The following is a 22,626-nucleotide window of genomic DNA, read 5'->3' as shown; positions in this document are numbered from 1 at the left end:
AAATAGGGGCAATTAAGATAATTTAGGCAGTTTATGACTATAATTTAATATGCTAAAGTTAGTAAAATATGATACTTTCACCATTTTTCTTATATAATGTAAGATAATGGAGTGATTAAAGTATGAAAAATTTTCGTCATTTTTTCTCTAAATTAGCGTGTGCACTAGTTACAATTCTGACAATTGGAAGTACAATAACTCCCGTTGCTGATAACCCTTTAACTAACTGGTCTTCGCAGACTGTTTACGCTAAAAAGGCTAAAAAGAAAACTAAAAAACACAAAAGAGCTAAAAAGAAGCATGCCGCTGTTACAACTTCTTGGCGGTGGAAAAAGCCTACGGCATCGGTCTACATTGATCTTAATGATAATCAAGAACTGATTTCTGCTACCAATGACGCGATTAAAGAGTGGAATGATACTAAAGCTTTTACTTTTACCAAAGCCAAAAGCAAGAAAAATGCTAAGATTGTAATAGAACAGATTTATAGTCCCAACACAAACTATGCTGGGTATACTACTTTTCATTATTATGTTAAAACCGGAATTATGTACTCTGCTTTAACCAGGCTGAACATTTATTATTTACAAAATTTTTCACCATATAATTATACGTACCAGCGCATTCTTAATACCGTTGAACATGAATTGGGACATGCAATAGGTCTTAAACATAATAATGGGGTTTCTGTAATGTATCCAACCGGTTCACTCTATCCAATTGAGCCAGATGATGTTGCAAAGGTTGAAAAATTATACGGGGAATAAGCTGAAAAATTTGCGAGGAGTAAAATGAAAAGAATATATATTGTGCGTCACGGAGAAACCTATATTAATCGCTATAACAAAATGCAGGGCTGGTGTGACACACCACTCACAGAAAAAGGAATTGCGGGAGCCGAACAAGTGGGAAAAGTCTTGAAAGACATTCCTTTTGATATTGCCTTATCAAGTGATCTTAAGAGAGCAAGTGATACTTGCGATATTATTATTAAGCACAACACTAATCATGATGAAATTCAGCACATTGCCACTCCATTTTTCCGTGAGCATTTTTACGGCTATTTTGAAGGTATGGATTCGGATGCTGCCTGGCAAATGATTAGTGGCCCTCATGGCTACACAAGCCACACAGAAATGCTTAAAAATGAATCACTAGACACTGTTAAAGATTGGATTAAAGAAGCCGATCCATTTCATGATGCAGAGAATGCCCAAGAGTATTGGCAAAGACTAGATAAGGGTTTTAAATTAATCAGCCAGTTAGATGGCGCAGAAAATATCTTGCTCGTTACTCATGGCTTTACCATTCACAGCATTGCTGACCGCTACGGAGATTTTGAAATTAAAAAGCGGCCTCGTAATGCTTCAATTACCATAATGAATATGACGGATAAAGAAATGAAAATCGTTTCATATGACAAACTGAAACTGTAGTATTTTCTTTAATTATAGGAGATTTTTATGCAGTTAAAAAATGAGCAGTCGGAAATCACTGACAATTTAAACAACTGGAATGATCGTGCTGTTGTACATGCAAATGGTGGGTATGGCGATCTCACTCAGTTTGCTAAAGATAAAAGTGCTGTTACTACAACTGTTAAGCGCGACCTCGCCGTACTCAAGCCATATTTGTCTCATAACACGGTTAAAAATAAACGACTACTTCATCTACAATGCCACATTGGCGATGATACTCTTAGCTGGGCACGTCTAGGTGCTAAAGATGTTTATGGACTTGACTTTTCACCTGCAGCTTTAAAATATGCACGTAAGTTAGCTAACCAGGCTAATACCCCAATCACCTATGTAGAAGGTGACGCGCGTTATGCTGCAAAAGCCTTACCAGAAAAAACGGGCAAATTTGATATAATCGTAACCAGTGCCGGTACAATCACCTGGCTGCCTGAACTAAAGTCTTGGGCACAATCAATTGCACAATTGTTAGCGCCCGGTGGTATTTTTATGATTCGTGATAATCATCCGCTACTGTTTGCATTAGATAATGCTGGACTAGAAATTAAGTTAAATTACTTTAGTGGCACTGAAAATACCTACGAATCAGATGCTTCATATACCCCAAATTCTACTGGAAAAATTAAACATCAAACTAATCATAATTGGGCGCATGATTTTGCAGAAATTATTAATACATTAATTAATGCCGGTTTGACTATTAAAAATGTTGGAGAATACCAGGTTAGTGATTGGAAGTCTTTACCTTCGTTAATCTATGATAAAGACCAAGAAGGCTGGATACAACCGACAAATTTACCGCAAGTGCCATTGACCTTTTCAGTAGTAGCACAAAAGCCTTAATAACTTCTATTCAATACTTCGAAATTTTTTCGAAGTATTTTTTATTTTGCTTTTAAGTATATATTTTTGATATAAAAGCATTGATTTTTAGATTTTAAAGATATATACTTTATTCGTAATTTGTAACCACTTACATAAAAGGAGTGCGATTGAATGAAAGAACAAAGAAAGTTGCCAAAAAGCTTTTTTTGGGGGAATTCTGTTTCAAGTATGCAAACTGAAGGTGCTTGGAACGAAGATGGAAAAGGTTTATCAGTCTATGATATTCGCCAGCCTTCTGCCAACACGTCAGATTGGCATGTAGCAATCGATGAATACCATAGATACAAAGAAGACCTCGACATCATGAAAGAAATGAATATGAATATGTATCGTATTCAAATTTCATGGTCACGAGTTTGTCCAAACGGAGATGGTCCATTTAATGAGAAAGGCATAGAATTTTATGATCATTTAATTGACGCTATGCTTGAGCGCGGAATTGAGCCAATGGTCTGTCTCTATCATTTTGATATGCCGCTTAAATTAGCTCAGCAATACAATGGTTTTATTTCAAAACACGTTGTTAATGCTTTTATCAGATTTGGCAAAAAAATGATTGATCATTTTTCTGATCGCGTTAAATACTGGATTGTATTCAATGAACATAACTTATATTTTCAAGATGAAGCTTTCAATATTTCTGGATACCAAAGTGGCAATAAAAGTTTAACTGACATGTATACCATTTTTCATCATACAATGATGTGTCATATAAAGTTAGCCAACTACATTCATGAAAACTATACTGATGTCAAGATTGGCGGAATGTTAGCCTACCAACAAATTTATCCACAAACCAGCAAACCCGAAGATGTTTGGGCAGCCAAACAAGTGCAAGAATTTTTGAATTTTAATATTTATGATGCTGATACAGGTCGTGGGTATTCTCCAGAAGTCCTACAATATGCTAAAAACAATGACATTAATATGGACATAACTGAAGAAGACATAGCAGATATGAAAAAGGCAAAAGCTGATTTTCTGGCTTTTTCTTATTATTCTTCTTGGGTATTATCAAGTGATCATATTCAAAAAGGCGAAGCACCTAACCGCTACTTATTACAAGGTGGTGTACCGGCAAAATACGTTAAGACAAATGAATGGGGCTGGGCAATCGACCCACTTGGTTTTAGAAATGCAATTACTACTATGTATAATCACTACCATATTCCGATTTTTCCTATAGAAAATGGCATTGGCCTCAGAGAAAAGTGGGACGGGCAACACATGATTCAGGATGACCAAAGAATCAACTATCACCAAGAGCACATCAAGGCTATGAAAGATGCAATTTTTATAGATGGCGCTCAAGTTTTAGGATATTTAGGCTGGGGCTTAATAGATATTCCCAGTTCTCGGGGTGATATAGAAAAGCGCTATGGAGCAGTTTACGTCAATAGATCAAATCATGATTTAAAAGATTTAAAAAGAGTACCAAAAAAATCGTTTTATTGGTTCCAAAAAACATTTAAAAATAATGGAGATGAATTATAATGGCTAAGCAAGAAAAATCAGGCTTCAGTGCCTTTATTAACAAAAAAATATTGCCTCCAATAATGAAATTCGTTAACACTAAAGCAATTGTTGCCTTACAAAATGGTATGGTCTATTCACTACCGTTTATCATTATTGGGTCGATATTTTTAATTCTCGGCAATATTCCAATCCCTGCAGTTGCCAATGCAATTAATGCATCGGGCTGGGGCGCTTTCTTTGCCCAGGCAAATAACACCACTTTTCAATTGATGGGTTTATGGGCAGCTATTGGTATAGCTTATGTCTACGTTAAAAACGAAAAGTTTGAACCTTTAGCACCGGCCTTAACTTCTGCAGCTGTATTTATCATGTTACAGAATTTAAGTATAGATAATCCCCTCAAAGCTGCTTTGGCTGGCGGAATTACTAACGGCAATGCCACAGTCATGACTGGCAAAGCTGTGACTGAAAATATTGATAAATTACCACATGCTTTACAAGCATTTTTGCAGTCACCGGTTACTGGCGTTATTAATACCAAATGGCTCGGTGGTGACGGCATGATTGCCGCTATCATTATCGGATTACTTGTTGGCTGGATTTACAGCAAAATTATGAAAGCCGGCTGGACTATCAAGATGCCTGAATCTGTTCCACCCGCAGTATCCAATCAGTTTACTGCAATGATTCCAGCAGGAATTATTCTCATTGGAGCAATGTTAATTTTCGCTGGCTTCAGTTCATTTGCACATACTGACTTTTTAAACTGGATTTACAATACATTACAAATTCCACTACAAGGAATATCAGATTCATTCGGTGGAGCACTAGCAATCGGATTTTTAGTTCCTTTCTTCTGGTTCTTTGGAGTTCATGGTGGCTTGATCATGGGTTCTTTAGTTGCACCAATGCTACAAGCTAATACTGCTGACAATGCTCGACTATTTGCAGCAGGAAAATTAACATTTGCTAATGGTGCTCATATTGTTACTAATGAGTTTTATAACAACTTCATTAATCTAACTGGTTCAGGAATAACAATTGGCTTGATCGTATTCTGTTTAGTAGCAGCACGATCAGAACAACTAAAATCAATTGGTAAACTGGAACTAGTTCCTGGTATTTTTAACATTAATGAACCATTTTTGTTTGGTATACCTATTGTTATGAATCCTATGCTGGCAGTGCCATTTTTCTTAACGCCAGTAATAGTGGCAGCTTCAACATATTTCGTAATCAAACTGGGAATTGTACCTCCTCTTAACGGAGTAGCGGCACCGTGGACCACGCCGGCAGTTATATCCGGATTTTTAATAGGCGGTTGGAAGATGGCTATTTGGCAGGCCTGCACATTATTAATTTCGACAGCCGTCTATTGGCCGTTTGCTAAGAAGTACGATAAAATGTTATTAATGCAAGAACAAGAACAAGTAACAAATAAATAAGTAAAAAGATGTCACAAATAATGCTAAACTTAAATGTGACATCTTTTTTTAACAAAAATCAAAAAATTTTAGCAGAATAGTGGTGATTAAAGGATGGCAAGGGCAAAATATTTAACAGTTGTTCAAACCATTGTTAGTAGAATTAAAGCTGGCACCTATCAAGCTGGGGATTTATTACCTAATCAACAAACTTTAGCTAATGAATTAGGAGTTAGTCGATTAACCGTCAAAAAAGCTTTAGACGGCTTGGAGAGAAAAGGGATAATTTATAAGCAGTCTGGTTTAGGCACTTTTGTATCGAGTGATATCCCTATTCGTAGCAAAATTGATTCTCCGGCCAACGTGTTTACCGGCTTAATGGAATTGATGAAAACAGATAATATTAAAAGTAAAATTATTAAGTTTTCTGTTGGTTTTCCTAATAAGCAAATTCAAAAAAACCTTAATTTGACCAGCTCTGAACCGGTTTATAATATCATTCGACTAAGACTTGTAGATGATAATCCCCTTGTCATTGAGCATACTTATATGCCAGTCAATTTAGTTCCAAACTTAAATACTGATATTTTGCATTCATCCATATATAATTATATCCATCAAAACTTGAAGCTAAAATTTGGTCATGCGTATCGCAAAATCAAAGCTACCAAGTCTGATGAATATGATCAGAAATATCTGGCAGCTAAAAAAGATGACCCTATGCTTGAACTGGAACAAATTGTCTGGTTAACTAATGGCAAACCTATTGAATATTCGATTAGTCGCAACCGATACGATCAACGAGATTATACGATTATAGAAAATACCAGATTTTAAGACTGAATTACTCAGATTCATAAGGTTTATATTTAAAAAATAAAAAGGTTCACATCAAAAATGTGAGCCTTTTATTATTTCTAACAAAATTATTCAGTTTTAAAAGTTTTCCCTACTTTACCATTGATTAATTCCTCTACTGCCAGTGGCTTTTCAGGATTATGATTTTTATCAACATTAATTTTGCCAGTTACACCAGTGAAGTTTTGGATATTGCTTAGTCCTTTAGCAATTTTTGCTGAATCATCAGATTTTTCATTTTCAATTGCTTCCTTAATCATATATACAGCATCATAAGCTAAAGCAGAAAAAGTTGGTGCTTCTTCATGGTAACGCTTCTTAAAATTCTGCATAAATTTAGAAGCTGTGGGATCTTTAGCAGCTACTTGAGTTGAAAATGGTGTTGTGTAGTAGATTCTGCTTGCATTTTTAGCTCCAGCTATCTGTGCCAGTTTCGGATCAGCCATGCCATCACTGCCAATAATTGGCACTTTAATTCCGATTTGACGTGCTTGCTTAATTATTAAACCAACTTCAGTGTAATAACCAGGAACATAAATGGCATCAACCTTCTTTGCTTTAAACGAAGTTAAAACTGCGTTAAAGTCCTTGTCACCTTCTGAAAAAGTTTGACTATCAACAATTTTACCTTTATATGCTTTCTTAAATGCTTTAGCCAGACCATTGCCGTAATCACTTGAGTTATCAGTGTAAACTGCTACTCTTTTGGCCTTAATGTTTCTCATTACAAACTTGGCAGCACTGCTACCTTGAAAGTTATTTTGGTAACATGCTCTAAAAACAAATGGCTGTACTTTGCCATTCTTTTGTAAAGTGTAATTCGGATCAGTCGCTGAAGGACTGACACTTGGCACTTTTGCCTTAGTAATATTAGGTATTTCGGCTGTACCCGCATTAGTAGTGGCGGGTCCCACTATTGCCGCAACTTTATCTTTATTAGTTAATTGGGCCGCAACTGAAGCAGACGTGGCAATAGCTGTTTTATTATCACGCACAATGAGCTTGATTTTTTTCTTCTGTCCGTTAACGTCAATGCCGCCCTTTTTGTTAATTTCACTAACGGCTAGTTCAATTCCCTGTTTTTGAGCATTGCCATAGCCAGCAGCAGCTCCAGATAATTCCATGTTAACGCCAATCTTGACAGTTTTATTATCTTGTTTAGTACCAGTACTACTACTACTACTTTTTGCTACAGTACAGCCTGCCAGCATGAAAGCTGCAACACCAGTAACAACAACACTCATTACTTTTTTAATGCCACTAATATTATCCATCTTTTAGTTCCTTTACTCTCTAAAATTAATTAAAATGCCAACAAAAAAGCCTCATTCAATTCAATGAATGAGGCTCAAATTATTAATTAGTTAAACCCCAATCATTGACACGCAAACTAGGGCTTAACTGCTTTTAAATTACATAATGTAATTCATACACGTTAAGTCCTGCACTCCAACAACAAGGCAACTAAATTCTGAGTTTGAAAGATACTAATATTATTTTGTTTGTTTAAAGATTTCATTGTCATCAAAATTACCTCCTCAGAATTCTATGTAAACTTTAAGTGCTTGAACATGTGACTTAATAATGAATTACTCCCACAGTCATTACAACAGTTTTATTATGTACTAGCCACCAAAGTATACTTTCTGCACCTCTGGGTTAGCTAATAGTTCTTGACCGGTACCACTTAATTGCACTACACCGGTAGCCAACACATAGCCCCGATCTGCAATTGACAATGCTTGTTTAGCATTTTGTTCAATTAACAAAATAGTCGTACCTTTTTCGTTTAGTTCTTTAATAATTTTAAAAATTTCTTGAATATATAAGGGTGATAAACCCATTGAAGGCTCATCAAGTAGTAACAATTTCGGCTTAGCCATTAAGGCACGCCCCATTGCCAACATTTGCTGTTCACCACCGGATAAAGTGGCAGCATCCTGACTTCGTCTTTTTTGCAAAATCGGGAAACGCTCAAAAATCTCTTTATACGTTTTAGAAACTTCGTCATGATTTTTTTGTAAGAATGCACCCATTTGCAGGTTTTCCATTACAGTCATGCCAGCAAAGATATGACGACCCTCAGCTACTTGTGAAATGCCTGCACTCACAATTTGTGGTGCACTTTTATGATCTATTTCTTTTCCAAGGTAAAAAATTTGACCGCTTTTAGGTTTAAGTAAACCAGAAATGGTTTTAACAATAGTTGATTTACCGGCACCATTTGCACCAATCAGGGTTACAATTTCACCTTGGTTAATTTCAAAGCTGACATTCTTGACAGCCTGAATAACACCATAATTTACAGACAGGTCACGAACTTCTAACATTGCCATCTAGTCATCACCCTCTCCTAGATATGCTTCTATAACTTTAGGATTTGCTTTGATTTCTGCAGGTGATCCGGTAGCCAGTATTTCACCTTGATCAAGTACGTAGATCCTTTCCGCCAGGTTCATGACCAAAGACATATCGTGTTCAATTAGCAAAACCGTGATTTGAAATTCTTTTTGAATATACTTAATAAGGTTAGTTAAATCTGCCGTTTCTTCAGGGTTCATCCCCGCCGCCGGTTCATCCAAGAAAAGAATCTGCGGGTGTGTTGCTAATGCCCGAACTATCTCTAGACGTCTTTGCGTCCCGTAGGGCAAGTTCTTAGCTAGAGTTTGTTCATTTTCTGTCAAATCAAAAATTGCCAGTAATTTTTGTGCGGCTGCCCTCATTTCTTTTTCGGTTTTATAGAAACTCGGTAAGCGAAAAACAGTTGTTAAAAAATTTTCCTTATATTCATTTGTCATTGCAGTTAAAACATTATCCATTACTGTTAAGTCTTTAAATAAGCGAATATTTTGAAATGTCCGGGACAAGCCTAAATCTGCAATTTGAACTGCGCTTTTATGGGTTAAATCATAATTTTTATCATCAACTTGTAAATTAATCTTTCCGCTAGTAACTTGCACCATGCCGGTTAGCAAGTTGAACAAGGTGGTTTTACCAGCACCATTAGGGCCAATCAAGGCAACTAGTTCGTGCTTGTCCAGATGAAGTGAAACATCATTAACGGCAGTCAACCCACCAAATTTTCGCACTACGTGGTCAACATCTAATAAGTGTGGCATATCTAGCTCCTTTCCTTTTTACCGAAGTGGCGGGTTAAATTTTTAAGGGAGAATTCCCAGTTACCTAAAAGTCCCGATGGCTTGAAAATCATGATTAATATTAAAACTATAGCATAGATCACCATTCTTAATGCACCAAAGCTTTGTAAAACGGTGTCTAAAACGCCTAAAACGATTGCTGCTACAAATGTGCCAGTCATACTGCCAACACCACCCAAAACAACAATAACTAATATAGAGATTGATTCCATAATGCCAAAGTTTGAAGGTGAGATTGTTTGTAAGAATGAAGCATGAAGACTGCCGGCAATTGCAGCTGTTGCTCCTCCTAAGACAAAAGCAGCTAATTTCCATTTGGTAGTATTAATACCCATTGCTTCAGCAGCTATTTCATCTTCCCGCACAGCCTTAATTGCTCGACCATTTTTCGAACGAATAAAATTGGTCAAGATAATTGTAGTTACACAAACCAAAATATAAACAGTAGGCCATGAACATAATTGCGGAATATTGTACAATCCGGCTGCTCCACCAGTAATTTTCAAATTATTAATGACATTCCGAATAATCTCAGCTGCTCCTAAAGTAGCAATTGCTAAATAATCACCCTTTAGGCGAATGAAGGTAGCTGTCCCAATAATTGCTGCAATGATAATAGCCAAAAGTACACCTACGAGCATTGAAACTAAGAAGCCAGCTTCACTACTCATACGTTGAGTAATAATTGCAGTAGCGTATGCTCCTATTGCCATAAAGCCTGCATGGCCAAGAGAAAATTGACCACTGAAGCCAATAATCAGGTTCAAGCCAGTTGCTAAGATAATATTTATTCCAATCGTGACCAGCATGTTTTCAATAAAATCATCTATGACGCCAACCATTATCAGCGCATTGATTAGGTAAAATCCGCCTACCATCAGCAACAGCCACGACAAAATGTATTTCCAATTCGATTTCATTTTGCCACCTACACCTTCTCTTTAGTATTTTTGCCAAAAATGCCAGCAGGTAAGAAAAGCAAAATAACAATTAATACCAGATAAACGACTGCATCTTTATATGCCGACAAACCAATTGACTGGAAAAATGTCTCTAAAATTCCGATTAAGAAGCCACCAAGAGATGCTCCAGGTACTGAACCAATTCCACCTAAAACGGCAGCCACAAATGCCTTAATACCAGGTGTCATTCCCATTAAAGGATCAATTTGGTTATAATACATTCCAATTAAAATACCTGCAGCACCAGCTAAGGCAGAACCTAAAGCGAAGGTAAATGATATTGTATGATTAACATTAACTCCAACTAATTCAGCTGCAGCAGGATCGACAGAAACTGCACGCATCGCCCGACCCATCTTAGTTTTTTGAATAATCAGCTGTAATGAAACCATTAAAATCAAGGCGGTAACTAAAATCAAAATTTGAACGTTTGAAATTTGCACCCCACCAATATTGTAATTTACTTGTTCAATTACTTGCGGAAAACTACGAGCATTTGAACCAACAAAATATGACATACCATTTTCTAGTAAGAACGAAACACCAATAGCCGTAATCAATACAGCTATTCGAGGTGATTTACGTAGTGGTCGATAAGCAAAATATTCAATCACTACACCAGAAACTGCACCAATAATCATTGCAGAAAGCAGTGCTGTAATAAAGTTAAAATGCCAAGCATTAATCACATAGTAAGCAAAGAATGCACCTAACATATAAATATCGCCATGAGCAAAGTTAATTAAGTTAATAATGCCATAAACCATGCTGTAGCCTAATGCCAGCAAGGCATAAATTGATCCCAGTGACAAGGCATTAATGATTTGCTGTAAAACTGTTTGCAAATTTAAGCACTCCTTTTATTTTTATTTACTCAACACGAAATGAGTCGCTTACTTTACCATTAGTCAATTTTTCAATAGCAATCGGCATTTCAGGATTATGGAACTTATCCATGGTAATTCTACCGGTAACACCATCAAAATCTTTTATCTTAGCCAGACCTGCAGCAACTTTAACGGAATCATCAGATTTTTGTTGCTCAATAGCCGCTTTTACTAAATAAACTGCATCATAAGCCAAAGCTGAAAATGTTGGCGCTTCTGAATGATAACGAGCTCTATATGCTTTAATAAACTTAGCAGCTTTTGAATCTGGGTTTTTAGCAGCTACATTAGTTGAAAATGGCGTGGTGTAATAAATATTAGTTGCATTTTTAGCACCTGCTATTTGAACTAGTTTCGGATCACACATTCCGTCACCACCAACGATTGGAGCTTTAATACCCATCTGACGTGCTTGCTTTATGATCAAACCAAGCTCTGTGTAATAGCCAGGTACATAAATAGCATCGATTTTCTTAGATTTAAATGAAGTTAAAACAGCGTTGAAGTCTTTATCACCGGCAGAATATGTTTGACTGTCCACAATCTTGCCTTTATAAGTTTCCCTGAAGGCTTTAGCTAAACCAGTACCATAATCACTTGAGTTATCAGCATAGACAGCTACCCTTTTGGCCTTCAGCTTTTTATCGACGAACTTAGCTGCGCTCTTTCCCTGGAATGTATCTTGGAAGCAAGCTCTAAAGGCATAAGGCTGCACTTTGCCGTTCTTCTGTCTGGTGTAATTTGGATCAGTTGCGGATGGACTAACGCAGGGAACAGAAGCCTTGGTAACATTAGGAATTTCTGCTGTACCGCAGTTAGTAGTAGCTGGACCTACAACTGCAGCCACTTTATCCTTAGTTGCCAATTGTGCAGCGACTGAAGCCGAAGTAGCAATTGAGGACTTGTTGTCACGGATAAGCAACTTAAGCTTCTTTTTATGCCCGTTGACGTTAATTCCACCAGCCTTATTAATTTCGGAGGTAGCTAGAACTATACCTTGTTTTTCAGCACTGCCGTAGCCAGCAGCAGTACCAGACAACTCTATATTAATACCGACTTTGACCGTATCTTTATCTTGGTGTGTACCTTTGCCTCCCCCGCTTTTCGCCACTGAACAGCCTGCTAACGCTAAGCCAGCCATTCCCAACGTCAGGACACGCAACATTCTTTTTGAAAATTTACTCATCATTTTCTCCTTATAAATAGCTTGGTAACCAAAAACCTCATTCACTTAATGAATGAGGTCTTAAGTCAATTATTAGTCAAGCCCCATTCATTAGACGCAAACAAGGGCTCAACATGTAAAATTACTAGAAGTAATCTATTCAAGCTAAGTCCTGCGCGACAACAACAAGGCAATTAAATTTTGGGCAATAATATTTTCAGCATTACTTCGCATATTTAAATATTTAGCTTTCATTAAAATCACCTCCCAAAATTTAATTTAATACTTAGAATTATAAAAAAAGAACATTAGTATGTCAAGATAAATTTACAATTATTTTTAGCAAAGCTTTAAGATTTTTCTATTAAATTTATTCTTAGAAAAATTAGTTGAATTCCTACCATAATAAATAGTGCCAAATAAACATGTGATTTTGTGAGCTTTATGGTAAAATAGAGTTATTGAGGAGGCATAAGTATGTTTGCTACGGTTTTTTACTGGATTATAATTGCTGCTACCGGTCTTTGGGGAATATGGTCAGCAGCCTGGTCGATTATATATGTTGCTAAACATGAAAATGGCAACTTATGGATTTTTGCAATTATTAATGTTTTGATTTTAGCTTTAATAGGTCTGGCTGATTTAATCTATAGTACTGAAGGAAATCAGTGGTACTGGTTTGCTTCTACTAGGGCAGACATTAGTCTTTTGGTTTACATGCTGATGGCTTACTGCGCTCTGGTGATTTTACAAGTCATATTTGGTTTCACTCGTAAGCCTAAAAAGGCATAGAACTAAAATTAACAATTAATTTAGATAACTTTTAAATATTTTCATTATAAAAAAAGAGGTTGAACTGTTTTGACTCCTAAATTTGGGAAGTCATAGCAAACATTAAGTCAACCTCTTTTTTATGATTAACAATTTCTGGTAAGCATTTTACGGACAATATCAGCGACCTTTTCATATCCAGGATACTCGGCAAAATTTTTCTCAAGTATCGCCAATGCGCTATTTGTAAAGTCATTTGCTAAATCTTGTGCATGCCTAATTCCACCTAATTCACTCACCAGAAGGTCAATTTGCTCCAATTGAGCAGAATTCAGTTTCTTACCCTTCTTAACTAAATCCCTCAATTTACCAGAAGAATCTTTTTTCAGTGCAAAAATCAGAGGACCAGTATAAACACCGTTAACCACATCTGATAATACCGGCTTTTTTAATTCAGCAGTAGAAGCGGTGTAATCTAATATATCATCCCGCAGTTGAAATGCCTGACCAAATAGCAGTCCTACTTCTTGGGCATTCTTAGCAAGTCTTTTACTAAGTCCCCCTTCGAGTGCACCAATATAGCAGGCATAACCAAACAAACTAGCCGTTTTGCCCCGAATTTGTTCAAGATATTCTTTTTCCGTAATTGTAATATCATACTCATTACCAAACTGAGTGGTTTCACCTGCAAGTATTTTTTGCATAGTGCTGCCGTTTGCACGCAGATTTGTTATCTTTGAAGTGTTTTCACTTAGCAGCTGTAATGACAAAGCAAATAAGAAGTCTCCAGCATATAGTGCTATAGTTTTACCATATTTAGCTTGAACCGATGCTCTGCCCCTTCTAACATTTGAATTATCAATGATATCGTCATGAATTAGAGTGGCATTGTGCAGTATTTCAATCGAACCGGCAATATTAATTAATTTCTGTTCCCTGTTGCTTTCGCCCATTTCTCCAAATAATAGAACAAAACTAGGACGTAATTGCTTGCCAGGCTTAGAAAATGCATATCTAACTGCTTCTCCCAGTTTACCTTTTGGCGTCCGGATATTTTTTTGAATTGTATTTTGGACTTGCTGTAACTCTTTTTCTAGCCTTGACATGTTAATTACCTTTATTAATTATTCCTTTGATAAAACTCAATGCATCAACATAATGCAATAAGTAGCTGCTGACAAGACCAACTATTGTTCCAGAAAGAATTCCGAATACTGTCAATAAAGGCAAATACAATAAAATATATTTACTATGTGCTAGCAGCACTGCAATTAATAATTGACCAAAATTATGACATACGCCGCCAAGAATTGATACTCCCATTATGCTAATAAATCTGGGAACAAGCGGTAAAAATAATTTCATTAAAAACAGACTTAAGAATGAACCTGCAGCAGCAAATAAAAAGGTACTAGTACCTCCTGTCATCAGAGCAGTTAGTACTAGACGCAAAAATGTCAGTAAAACACAATTATTAAAAGGTAAAATCATTAATGCAATCATCGTAATAATATTAGTTAAACCAAGCCTAGCACCAGGAGCAAAGAAAAAAGGCGAAGGAAACATTTGCTCAACAACACTAAGAATAATTCCTTGTGAGCATAGAATTCCTGTAAACACATATGTGCGTAAATAGTTATTTGTTTCAGTCATAATATCTAGATCTATTTATTACCATCAATTTGATTTTTATTTTTTAACTCAATTAAGAATTTATGCGGCAGGCAGACTATTGTATCTCCGCTTTTGCTTTTCCAGCCTTCTTTAACACATACTTGGTCCTTACAATTGGCATCAATTACCCGAATCTTGTGATTTTTTATTTGTACAATATTAATTTTACCATTTTTCTGATAACGCCACTTCTGATCTTTATCTAAAGGAAGTCTTTTCACTTCACGATTATTAATTTTGACGATTCCTATAATTTGATCGTCAGCTTTTTCCTGATTGTGCAACATATAAAAAGGAGTAAAACTAATGATTAATAAAATTACTATAATTAAAAAATCACCAAGTTTAAGCTTCTTTAAAATTTCCATGTATTACCTCACTAACAATTAAAACTAAAAAAGTCTTACAGATAAAACCATAGGACTTTTTAGAGTTACCATTGTTAGTTCTTTACTCCGTTTTTATCGACATGATAAATTGGCTTCAAGACACCATATCTCAGCTTAGTAAGCTTCTTTTCCAGCCATGGAACAAACCACATGTCCAGACCAAATGCTCTACCAGAGCCGTTCATAACTGCTATTGCCGCAAATATCATCCAAACATTTACCCAATAGTTCATTCCTGATAAACAGAAAATAGCTACAAAAATTGCGCTCATACCACCGGCAAACCAGGTACATAATCCTAAAACCAGCATAATTCCTAATGCAATTTCCAAACACGTCATTGTCTTTTGAGCAACTAGTGCCGCATCCTTGTTAGGAATCATGACTTTAGTCATTGACTGTACCCAGTTAGGCATTTTATCAAAAACAGCCATTGGTGAATGACCATAGTCATAGTTTAGAGAAAATAGTGCAGGAGCAGCAGAAGTCGCTGCCTTGCCGCTTGCTGCTGTAGTAGCGGCAGCTTTCTGTGAAGCGCCACTGGTTGCAGCTTGCACAAGCCATGGAAAATGCAATTGCAATTTGTTGGTAAACCAGGAGCCGCTACCTTGAACTTTATACCAGCAGTCTACTAGCCACATCAAGCCTAAGTAAATTCTCAAAGGTACAGTCCATAAGACATTGCCATACCGATTAAGATTACCGCGCCATAAAGTTGGGCGCTTAATTCTGAACCATTCATCCATAATATAATGGAAGAGATAGTGACCGGAATAGATTTCCATGAAGTAAATCATGTCTACTATGTCTTTCATTAAGATGGCGAAAAAGCCGCTCAGATGAAAAGTATTAACAAGAGAGGCCACACCCCAGGCAGGCCCTAAAGAAACCATAAATCCTGAATAAGTCCCTTTAAATTTGACAGGTTCACCGCCGTTAATCTGACTCAAAATATTTCTTAAAGCACACTTACCAGCAGATTCAGCTCCCTGAACCACTTGCGGTTCACCACGGCCGCTGCCGTTAGCATCATAAAGAGCAACGTCTCCTATGACGTAAACATGTGGATCAGTTGGAATTTGGGAATATTCATTAACTATAATTCTGCCAGCTCTGCCAGTCTCAAAACCAAAGTTTTTAGCAGTATCAACAGCTTTAACACCAGCAGTCCAAATTAAAGTTCTGGTTGGATATGTTGAACCATCTTTAAGATCAATATAATTTTCATGAACACCAACAACACCGGTATTGACTTTAATTTCCACACCTTGTTTTAAGAGATATTTTTCTGCCTTATCAGCATCAGAGCGATCAAGCATATTCATAACAGTTGGGGCCATTTCCATCATAGTTATCTTGATGTCGTCTTTTTGCAAGTTATATTTCTTAGCTAAATCACCACGCCAAGAATTTAATTCACCAGCCATTTCAGTACCAGTAAAACCTGTACCAACAACGACAAAGTTAAGATACTGTGCCCGCTTTTCAGGATCGCGTTCTTTGGAACCTAAATGAACCATCATATCAATGTGGTCACGTAGTCGCTCTGCATCATCCAGATTGCCCAAAACAAAGCCATTTTCTTTAACACCAGGAGTATTAAAGTCATTAGGCTGCGAACCAATAGCTAATATGACATAATCATAGGGATAACTGCCATTATCGCCAATAACTTTTTTGGCAGATTGATCAATTTTGGTAACATTGTCAGTTACAACATCAACATTTTTTCTCCGTGAGAATAAACGTTGCAGATCATATTTTAAACTTTTGGCTTCTACCCTGTTAGCCGCAACTTCATGAAGTGAAGTCATCATAGTCATATAAGGATTTTTATCAATCAGCGTGATTTTGATATCATGCCGCTTTTTTAATTTCTTGGCAAGATGCTTAGTCGTGTAAAGACCACCATAGCCGCCGCCAATAACTACAATATTTGTTTCAGCCACTTTTAACACTCCTTAATGCGAAAATACTAGTTATATTATATTATACTAGTGTTTTGGATTATGGTAAAGTGGTCACTTTCACAAACTAAGTTAGTAATATTATGCCTATACGCTTTAATTGCTATCATTATAAGTTTACGCTTTCATATTTTGTGGTTGCACAAAGTAGAGCTCTATCTTATAATTATAGTAAGTGAACATGTACACAATGTTATAAATCTTTATTATCACTGAGGGAGATATTATGAAAAAGAATAATTTAATATATAGTACTGCTATTCTGGCACTCTCTACACTTTTATTAAGTGCTTGTTCAACAACAGCTAAGAAAAGTTCTTCAAACGATTCTAAGCCAAAGGTAAGTAAAGTTGAGAAAAAGAAAACTCCTAAGCAGGTTGCTGGTGGCAAACTGCAAGACGGTGTTTACAAATTAGTAGAAGACAACTATTTCAACGGTTACCGTGTTAAAGTATCTATGACCGTTAAAAATGGTAAAGTTACTGATACCAGTTACGATAATGTAGACAAGAGTGGCAAGTCCAAGGCTAAGGATGCTAAATACGAATCACAAATGAAGAAGTATTCTCAAGCAAAGATTGGTCCTAAGGAATACATCTCACAACTACAAAAATCATTTGCCGCAAATGGTGCTAATTCTAGCGCTATTCAAGTTGTTTCTGGAGCCACCAGTTCCAGCACCACTTTAAAGAATTATGTCAACCAGCTGACTCAGGCTGCACAAAAAGGTGATACAGCTACCATTCACATCAATAACAATAAGAAGATGAAAGATGGTACGTATAAACTGGCTGAAAAGAACTATAGTCATGGTTATCGCCAAGTTTTAACTATGGTAGTTAAAAACGGTAAAATTAGTGACTTTACTTACGACCAAGTAAACAACAAGGGCGTTTCCAAGACCAAAAATGCTTCTTATGAAAAGCAAATGAAGAAGGTTAACAAGATTGGTCCTAAAGAATACATTCCAAAATTACAAAAGGAATTCATCAAAGCTAAAGGCAACACCGAAAAAGTACAAGCTGTTTCCGGTGCAACGGAGTCTTCCTACTCATTTATTGCTTATGCTGAACAACTAATTAATGCCGCTCAAAAAGGTAAAAGTGGAACTATCAAAGTTGACAATATCGTTTACCAGGAATAAAAATATAATTAGTTAATCACAAAAAGAGTGACATTTAGCCGCTCTTTTTTATTAGGAGAAATAAATTATATGAAGAAGCAAACAAACAAGTTTTTGCTGATACTTGCATTACTAATTACAAGCTTCAGCCTGACGGCTTGCTCAACTCAAAGTAAAGACACAACGCCAGCAAAAACCGCTGTTACCACTACCCCTACCTCAGATACTCAATTTTTAATGGGAACAGTTTGCACCATTAAGATTTACAATAAAAACCAACAAAAAGCATTAAAAGCAGGTTTCAAGCGCATTAAGCAGTTAGCCACTGAAACTACTGTTAATCAAAAAGGTAGTGAAATAGACAAAATTAATAAATACGCTGGCATTAGGCCTGTAAAAGTTACTCCAACCATTTATCGTATGTGTAAAGATGCTTACTACTATAGTGAAATTTCCGCTGGTACGTTCGACTTAACAATCGGACCAATTACGAGTTTATGGCGAATTGGCTTTCCCGATGCCCATAAACCTAAAGCAAGCACAATCAAAAAACGGCTGCCACTAATTAATTATCATAATGTGGTTTTTAATGATCAGAAACAAACTGTTTTTCTTAAGAAAAAGAACATGATGCTTGATTTAGGCGGTATGGCTAAAGGATTTATTTCTGATGAGGTCATGAAAGTTTTGCAAAAAAACGGTGTGACCAGTGCAATTATCGATTTAGGTGGTAATATTTACGTTCTGGGAAATTCTCCTACAAATAATAGTAACTGGACGGTGGGAATTCAGGATCCCAGCGCTGCGCGTGGTGATGCCATCGGCTCTTTACCGCAAAAGAATGCAACTGCAGTAACATCAGGTATTTATGAACGATATCTCAAAGTCGGTAATAAAGTTTATAGCCACTTAATGGATCCTAAAACGGGTTATCCTTGTCAAAATAACTTGTTAAGTGTCACAATTATTGCCAAACGGTCGACCACTGGTGATGGCCTTTCAACTGCTGTATTTAATCGCGGATTAAAAAAAGGCTACGACTATGTGGAGCATAAGCCTGGTGTAGAAGCAATATTTATCACTAAAAAGAAAAAAGTATATATTACTTCCGGCTTAAAAAATAAATTCAAATTGTTTTCAGGCAATGGTTACCGACTTGCAAAACTTAAAAACTAGTAATTAACTTTTCTATGTTAAATGATGTTCTGAAAGGAAAATTTAATGGAAGCTAAAAAGAAGTACAGTCACTTTACAATAACTGATTTTTTTGAACTGGTGCGGCTTAATACCAAGTTAAACAGTTTAATGCCGTATTTATTAGGAATACTGTTTGCTTATTTTTATTTTCATACTTTTAATTGGCAGAATTCTTTAATATATTTAATTGCTCAAGGAGCAATCGCTTTATTTGTTACAGGCTTTAACAATGTCCAAGATTATCGCTTAGCCAAAAGTCGAGACTATCAAAAAGAACATAATTTAATCGGTAAGCGTAATTTATCTCCAGCAACTGCAATGGTAGTTATGCTTAGCCTGCTTTTAATTGCAGCGATCTTAGGCATTTGGCTAACTGTCCGAACCAATCTTTTTATTTTACTAATCGGTGCTCCCGGACTTTTTGTAGCTGTATTTTACACGTATGGTCCAGTCCCTTTTTCAAGAGTGCCATTGGGAGAAATTCTTGCCGGTTTATTCGAAGGGCTGGGAATTATGTTTTTAGCTGCTTACATTAATTCCCCGGTAAGTCAATTAGCCTATTTAAACTTTGAGTGGCCTCAATTTATTGTTGGGGGCAATTTAGCCAACCTCTTATTAATTTTTTGGGTAGCTTTACCACAAGCTTTCTTTAACGCAGCAACAATGCTTGCGGACAATACCTGCGATTTGAAACAAGATTTGGCTAATGGCCGTCACACCTTACCTTCTTACATTGGAGTTCAGAATTCCTTAAACTTGTTTAGTTTTTTAACCCTGGCTCCATTTGCAATAGTCGCTATCAGTGTTATATTTCGCCTTTTACCAATTTGGCAACTATTAATTTTTGTAACTTTACCTAAGTTATACAAAAACGTTCAAGCATTCAGACAAAAGCAGACCAAGGATATGGCTTTTTGGGTTGATGAAGATAATATCAAACACAGAGTGCCCACAACTTTTGACTTGGCTCCGCAAAATTTGTTTTGGTTTCAATTAATGCAAGTCTTTGGGCTGATTTTGGGCATTATCTTTCATTAATTAAAGACAATAGAAAAGCACGCTAAGGAGCGCGCTTTTTTATTGTCTAAATTTTTTAAAATTCAGCTTTGTGATATCTCCGAACTGTTAGCAGATAAATAACAAAATAAACTAGTAACATTAGTACTATTGGCAGCCAAACTTTATAATATGCTGTTGGCAAAACCTGATCAAAAAATTTTAAGCCAAACAAAACATCTAAGACGCCAAATGTTGCAGGAATAAAGAACAAAAGTCCTGTTTTGCTCTGCCATGCACTTTGAGCCAGCCTCTCATTCGCTAACTTCTGTTCTCTTTTAGTAGCTTTTACTACTATCATCAAAACGATAATCAGGCTTACGCCAAACACAAATGCCACTGAATAGCCCAATATCTTCATTTCTTTACTCATCCCCAAAATCAGCTGATAAGTAGCCGCCTTAGAGTTGCTATAGAGGTGACTATAAGCAAGATTACTTTGAGCCCGTTTATGTTCAATTTTTAGTAAAAATGGCCAATCTCTATCAAAACTGTTTAGCTGCACCAAAGTCAGATATTTAGTTTTACCTTTAACCTTATTTAATTCTGCAGTTGAACAAAGTGCAATTGTTTTATCTTTTTGACTGCTATTAGGAACGAGTTCGCGGAAACTTTCACCTGCTAGAGAATTTTTATTCAATTGATCTAACTTGATAGCTTTGACTTGAAAATTGCTTCTGCCGGTATTTTTGACATACTTAATTGGATTATCTGCCAGTTCATTACGAACAAAATAAAAGTGCCCTTTTGCTTCTTTATAATGGTAAGTTTGCTGCTTTTTAATTTTTAGTTGAGCAACATCGTTTTTAATATTAGCGGTGTTGCTGACAATTACCCCATCATAATATATGCCCCTTTTAATAACTTGGGGAAAAGCATTAAAGTCATGACTTAAAGCGAGAGCGCCCATAGTCAAAGCGAAGAGTAGTGAAATGATAGTAAAAACGCTGGCATAATGGTGAAGCTCCAGCTGCGTTTTTCCTTTAGTTAAATTAATTTTGGCAAACCAATTTGCAGGCACCAAGCTTAATAACGAGTGGCAAAGCAAATAAGTACCTGACACAATTGTGATAAATGCTGGCAATACGGTGTTAACCAGGCTTTGGCTAGGTAGATTTAGTATAAAGTAGCCTGCAACTACTGCCGTTAACCCTAAAACCACTTCAATTATTTTTAGCCCTGAATGTTTTTGAAAAATTGCAGGTGTATCTTCTTTTTCAGCTAAACTGCTTAAAGTGGATCTGGTTATCCTCAAAGTTACTACTATGCCGCCAACAATTATTAGAACCGCCAGTAACATAACGACTTGTATGCCCGAATTGATCCGCAAAAAACTAATAATGACGTTAAAATTCGGCATATCTGGTTTTATCAAACCGCTAAACAACTTAATAATTAAGGACGCTAGATCCAAGCCCAAAATAATGCCGGCGATTATCATCAGACTGCTAATAATGAGGGTCGCACAAAGTTCTACAAGTCCAATTCGCATGTTCTTTAATCTTTCCATCAAGATCACCAAACTTTCTGGTTAGCTCCTTCAAGTAGACCACCTTTTGAATTAATTATAGTTAGCGCTACCAACTTTAAAATGAGCTAGCCAATATTTTGAACGTTTCTTAACTTTTTGTTTTTATTTATTGAAAAGAAACCCCAAAATTATGCAACTTTGGGGACTTAGCACAATCAAATAAAATCTTTTTAAGTTTATTTATTTGCAATTAAAAGTTTTTCTAAATCTTTACCGTATTCAGACATACCAGCTAATTTAATACTTTCAATTATTTTCGTCGCCGTATCTATATATTTCTTATCATGTTCATAATGATTTAATATGCTTCATTTGCCATTCTACTTATTTCCAATTTTTGTTGATGGAGAGTTTTATCACTTTGATTCAATTTACCAAAAAAATCAATTAGTGAAATTTGGTTAGAATGTAACAAGTCTATTAAATCTTCTGTAGAAATTCGATTTAAGTTTTTCTCTACTTTCGCATAGAATGAAGGACTTATTATATCTTTTGCCCACTGCTTCTTTGTCTTTCTTTGACTTATCCGATAATCTTTTAGCAACTCCTCAATTGTCATTTTATTTCCCCTAATTTTAAGCTATCAAATATGACATTCCACTCTTTCTCATTAAAACCAAAATATGCT

22 protein-coding genes are annotated in these 22,626 nt (G+C 36.1%); 10 read left to right on the top strand and 12 right to left on the bottom strand.

Features of this window, described 5'->3' with window-relative positions; genetic code table 11:
- Nucleotides 1-122 precede the first annotated feature (122 nt).
- The 6 genes from AAA915_RS04090 to AAA915_RS04065 all read left to right on the top strand — a co-directional run bounded on the left by AAA915_RS04090 (nucleotide 123) and on the right by AAA915_RS04065 (nucleotide 6,097).
- Nucleotides 123-767 carry a M57 family metalloprotease gene (locus AAA915_RS04090; RefSeq protein ID WP_338200080.1) on the top strand — a complete coding sequence of 215 codons (645 nt, stop codon included), beginning with the start codon at nucleotides 123-125 and terminating at the stop codon, nucleotides 765-767.
- A 24-nt stretch (nucleotides 768-791) separates the two neighbouring features.
- Complete coding sequence (locus tag AAA915_RS04085) at nucleotides 792-1,436, top strand: histidine phosphatase family protein (RefSeq protein WP_338200078.1); 645 nt, start codon at nucleotides 792-794, stop codon at nucleotides 1,434-1,436.
- Nucleotides 1,437-1,463: 27 nt separating this feature from the next.
- The gene (locus tag AAA915_RS04080; protein ID WP_338200076.1) at nucleotides 1,464-2,318 is read left to right on the top strand and encodes a class I SAM-dependent methyltransferase; all 855 of its coding nucleotides are present in this window, start codon (nucleotides 1,464-1,466) and stop codon (nucleotides 2,316-2,318) included.
- 153 nt (nucleotides 2,319-2,471) lie between these two features.
- Nucleotides 2,472-3,854, top strand: a complete 1,383-nt coding sequence (locus tag AAA915_RS04075) for a glycoside hydrolase family 1 protein (RefSeq protein ID WP_338200075.1) — start codon at nucleotides 2,472-2,474, stop codon at nucleotides 3,852-3,854.
- Nucleotides 3,854-5,281: a PTS sugar transporter subunit IIC gene (locus tag AAA915_RS04070; protein WP_338200073.1), complete on the top strand. Its 1,428-nt coding sequence runs from the start codon at nucleotides 3,854-3,856 to the stop codon at nucleotides 5,279-5,281. Before AAA915_RS04075 ends, AAA915_RS04070 begins: the two co-directional genes overlap by 1 nt.
- Nucleotides 5,282-5,374: 93 nt before the next feature.
- The gene (locus AAA915_RS04065) at nucleotides 5,375-6,097 is read left to right on the top strand and encodes a GntR family transcriptional regulator (RefSeq protein ID WP_338200071.1); all 723 of its coding nucleotides are present in this window, start codon (nucleotides 5,375-5,377) and stop codon (nucleotides 6,095-6,097) included.
- Between the two features lie 89 nt (nucleotides 6,098-6,186).
- On the opposite strand, the gene AAA915_RS04060 is transcribed toward AAA915_RS04065, so the two are convergent.
- The 6 genes from AAA915_RS04060 to AAA915_RS04035 all read right to left on the bottom strand — a co-directional run bounded on the left by AAA915_RS04060 (nucleotide 6,187) and on the right by AAA915_RS04035 (nucleotide 12,314).
- Nucleotides 6,187-7,392, bottom strand: coding sequence for an ABC transporter substrate-binding protein (locus AAA915_RS04060; protein WP_420915107.1), 1,206 nt, complete (start codon nucleotides 7,390-7,392; stop codon nucleotides 6,187-6,189).
- 351 nt (nucleotides 7,393-7,743) lie between these two features.
- Nucleotides 7,744-8,454, bottom strand: a complete 711-nt coding sequence (locus AAA915_RS04055) for an ABC transporter ATP-binding protein (protein ID WP_110445509.1) — start codon at nucleotides 8,452-8,454, stop codon at nucleotides 7,744-7,746.
- Nucleotides 8,455-9,237, bottom strand: coding sequence for an ABC transporter ATP-binding protein (locus tag AAA915_RS04050; protein WP_338200068.1), 783 nt, complete (start codon nucleotides 9,235-9,237; stop codon nucleotides 8,455-8,457).
- Between the two features lie 2 nt (nucleotides 9,238-9,239).
- Entirely contained in the window at nucleotides 9,240-10,196 is a 957-nt protein-coding gene (locus tag AAA915_RS04045) for a branched-chain amino acid ABC transporter permease (RefSeq protein WP_338200066.1), read from the bottom strand.
- A gap of 8 nt (nucleotides 10,197-10,204) precedes the next feature.
- Nucleotides 10,205-11,083 (bottom strand): branched-chain amino acid ABC transporter permease, encoded by an 879-nt coding sequence (locus AAA915_RS04040; protein ID WP_174794826.1) that lies wholly within the window; start codon nucleotides 11,081-11,083, stop codon nucleotides 10,205-10,207.
- 25 nt (nucleotides 11,084-11,108) lie between these two features.
- Complete coding sequence (locus AAA915_RS04035) at nucleotides 11,109-12,314, bottom strand: ABC transporter substrate-binding protein (RefSeq protein WP_420915106.1); 1,206 nt, start codon at nucleotides 12,312-12,314, stop codon at nucleotides 11,109-11,111.
- A 453-nt stretch (nucleotides 12,315-12,767) separates the two neighbouring features.
- Between AAA915_RS04035 and AAA915_RS04030 the strand changes: the two genes are divergently transcribed.
- Nucleotides 12,768-13,082: a hypothetical protein gene (locus AAA915_RS04030; RefSeq protein ID WP_174794824.1), complete on the top strand. Its 315-nt coding sequence runs from the start codon at nucleotides 12,768-12,770 to the stop codon at nucleotides 13,080-13,082.
- A 125-nt stretch (nucleotides 13,083-13,207) separates the two neighbouring features.
- Here AAA915_RS04030 and AAA915_RS04025 read toward each other — a convergent pair whose 3' ends face one another.
- From AAA915_RS04025 to AAA915_RS04010, 4 genes are all read right to left on the bottom strand, one after another.
- Nucleotides 13,208-14,167: a polyprenyl synthetase family protein gene (locus AAA915_RS04025; protein WP_338200061.1), complete on the bottom strand. Its 960-nt coding sequence runs from the start codon at nucleotides 14,165-14,167 to the stop codon at nucleotides 13,208-13,210.
- Nucleotide 14,168: 1 nt separating this feature from the next.
- Nucleotides 14,169-14,714, bottom strand: coding sequence for a Gx transporter family protein (locus AAA915_RS04020; RefSeq protein WP_338200059.1), 546 nt, complete (start codon nucleotides 14,712-14,714; stop codon nucleotides 14,169-14,171).
- An 11-nt stretch (nucleotides 14,715-14,725) separates the two neighbouring features.
- A complete protein-coding gene (locus AAA915_RS04015) occupies nucleotides 14,726-15,103 on the bottom strand; it encodes a NusG domain II-containing protein (protein WP_338200057.1) in 378 nt (125 codons plus the stop codon).
- A gap of 74 nt (nucleotides 15,104-15,177) precedes the next feature.
- Nucleotides 15,178-17,073, bottom strand: coding sequence for an FAD-dependent oxidoreductase (locus AAA915_RS04010; protein ID WP_338200055.1), 1,896 nt, complete (start codon nucleotides 17,071-17,073; stop codon nucleotides 15,178-15,180).
- A gap of 244 nt (nucleotides 17,074-17,317) precedes the next feature.
- On the opposite strand from AAA915_RS04010, the gene pplA reads away from it, so the two are divergent.
- The 3 genes from pplA to AAA915_RS03995 all read left to right on the top strand — a co-directional run bounded on the left by pplA (nucleotide 17,318) and on the right by AAA915_RS03995 (nucleotide 20,449).
- Entirely contained in the window at nucleotides 17,318-18,235 is a 918-nt protein-coding gene (gene pplA, locus AAA915_RS04005) for an extracellular electron transfer flavoprotein PplA (RefSeq protein WP_338200053.1), read from the top strand.
- Nucleotides 18,236-18,304: 69 nt separating this feature from the next.
- Nucleotides 18,305-19,390 (top strand): FAD:protein FMN transferase, encoded by a 1,086-nt coding sequence (locus AAA915_RS04000; protein WP_338200051.1) that lies wholly within the window; start codon nucleotides 18,305-18,307, stop codon nucleotides 19,388-19,390.
- A 45-nt stretch (nucleotides 19,391-19,435) separates the two neighbouring features.
- Nucleotides 19,436-20,449 carry a UbiA family prenyltransferase gene (locus AAA915_RS03995; RefSeq protein ID WP_338200049.1) on the top strand — a complete coding sequence of 338 codons (1,014 nt, stop codon included), beginning with the start codon at nucleotides 19,436-19,438 and terminating at the stop codon, nucleotides 20,447-20,449.
- Between the two features lie 55 nt (nucleotides 20,450-20,504).
- Here the strand turns inward: AAA915_RS03995 and AAA915_RS03990 are convergent, their stop codons facing one another.
- On the bottom strand, nucleotides 20,505-21,977 hold the full coding sequence (locus tag AAA915_RS03990) for a hypothetical protein (RefSeq protein WP_338200047.1): 1,473 nt from the start codon (nucleotides 21,975-21,977) through the stop codon (nucleotides 20,505-20,507).
- Between the two features lie 319 nt (nucleotides 21,978-22,296).
- A complete protein-coding gene (locus AAA915_RS03985) occupies nucleotides 22,297-22,557 on the bottom strand; it encodes a hypothetical protein (protein WP_338200045.1) in 261 nt (86 codons plus the stop codon).
- Nucleotides 22,558-22,626: the final 69 nt, after the last annotated feature.

It is taken from the genome of Lactobacillus rizhaonensis (assembly GCF_036246345.1).
Classification (GTDB): domain Bacteria; phylum Bacillota; class Bacilli; order Lactobacillales; family Lactobacillaceae; genus Lactobacillus; species Lactobacillus rizhaonensis.
Note: the sequence above shows the minus strand (reverse complement) of the source record. Positions and strands in the feature narration are given on the sequence as shown.

What these genes read in the sequence shown, in the direction of transcription:
- AAA915_RS04090 (WP_338200080.1), top strand. Translation starts at nt 123, where the DNA reads ATGAAAAATTTTCGTCATTTTTTCTCTAAATTAGCGTGTGCACTAGTT.
- AAA915_RS04085 (WP_338200078.1), top strand. Translation starts at nt 792, where the DNA reads ATGAAAAGAATATATATTGTGCGTCACGGAGAAACCTATATTAATCGC.
- AAA915_RS04080 (WP_338200076.1), top strand. Translation starts at nt 1,464, where the DNA reads ATGCAGTTAAAAAATGAGCAGTCGGAAATCACTGACAATTTAAACAAC.
- AAA915_RS04075 (WP_338200075.1), top strand. Translation starts at nt 2,472, where the DNA reads ATGAAAGAACAAAGAAAGTTGCCAAAAAGCTTTTTTTGGGGGAATTCT.
- AAA915_RS04070 (WP_338200073.1), top strand. Translation starts at nt 3,854, where the DNA reads ATGGCTAAGCAAGAAAAATCAGGCTTCAGTGCCTTTATTAACAAAAAA.
- AAA915_RS04065 (WP_338200071.1), top strand. Translation starts at nt 5,375, where the DNA reads ATGGCAAGGGCAAAATATTTAACAGTTGTTCAAACCATTGTTAGTAGA.
- AAA915_RS04060 (WP_420915107.1), bottom strand. Translation starts at nt 7,392, where the DNA reads ATGGATAATATTAGTGGCATTAAAAAAGTAATGAGTGTTGTTGTTACT.
- AAA915_RS04055 (WP_110445509.1), bottom strand. Translation starts at nt 8,454, where the DNA reads ATGGCAATGTTAGAAGTTCGTGACCTGTCTGTAAATTATGGTGTTATT.
- AAA915_RS04050 (WP_338200068.1), bottom strand. Translation starts at nt 9,237, where the DNA reads ATGCCACACTTATTAGATGTTGACCACGTAGTGCGAAAATTTGGTGGG.
- AAA915_RS04045 (WP_338200066.1), bottom strand. Translation starts at nt 10,196, where the DNA reads ATGAAATCGAATTGGAAATACATTTTGTCGTGGCTGTTGCTGATGGTA.
- AAA915_RS04035 (WP_420915106.1), bottom strand. Translation starts at nt 12,314, where the DNA reads ATGATGAGTAAATTTTCAAAAAGAATGTTGCGTGTCCTGACGTTGGGA.
- AAA915_RS04030 (WP_174794824.1), top strand. Translation starts at nt 12,768, where the DNA reads ATGTTTGCTACGGTTTTTTACTGGATTATAATTGCTGCTACCGGTCTT.
- AAA915_RS04025 (WP_338200061.1), bottom strand. Translation starts at nt 14,167, where the DNA reads ATGTCAAGGCTAGAAAAAGAGTTACAGCAAGTCCAAAATACAATTCAA.
- AAA915_RS04020 (WP_338200059.1), bottom strand. Translation starts at nt 14,714, where the DNA reads ATGACTGAAACAAATAACTATTTACGCACATATGTGTTTACAGGAATT.
- AAA915_RS04015 (WP_338200057.1), bottom strand. Translation starts at nt 15,103, where the DNA reads ATGGAAATTTTAAAGAAGCTTAAACTTGGTGATTTTTTAATTATAGTA.
- pplA (WP_338200053.1), top strand. Translation starts at nt 17,318, where the DNA reads ATGAAAAAGAATAATTTAATATATAGTACTGCTATTCTGGCACTCTCT.
- AAA915_RS04000 (WP_338200051.1), top strand. Translation starts at nt 18,305, where the DNA reads ATGAAGAAGCAAACAAACAAGTTTTTGCTGATACTTGCATTACTAATT.
- AAA915_RS03995 (WP_338200049.1), top strand. Translation starts at nt 19,436, where the DNA reads ATGGAAGCTAAAAAGAAGTACAGTCACTTTACAATAACTGATTTTTTT.
- AAA915_RS03990 (WP_338200047.1), bottom strand. Translation starts at nt 21,977, where the DNA reads ATGGAAAGATTAAAGAACATGCGAATTGGACTTGTAGAACTTTGTGCG.
- AAA915_RS03985 (WP_338200045.1), bottom strand. Translation starts at nt 22,557, where the DNA reads ATGACAATTGAGGAGTTGCTAAAAGATTATCGGATAAGTCAAAGAAAG.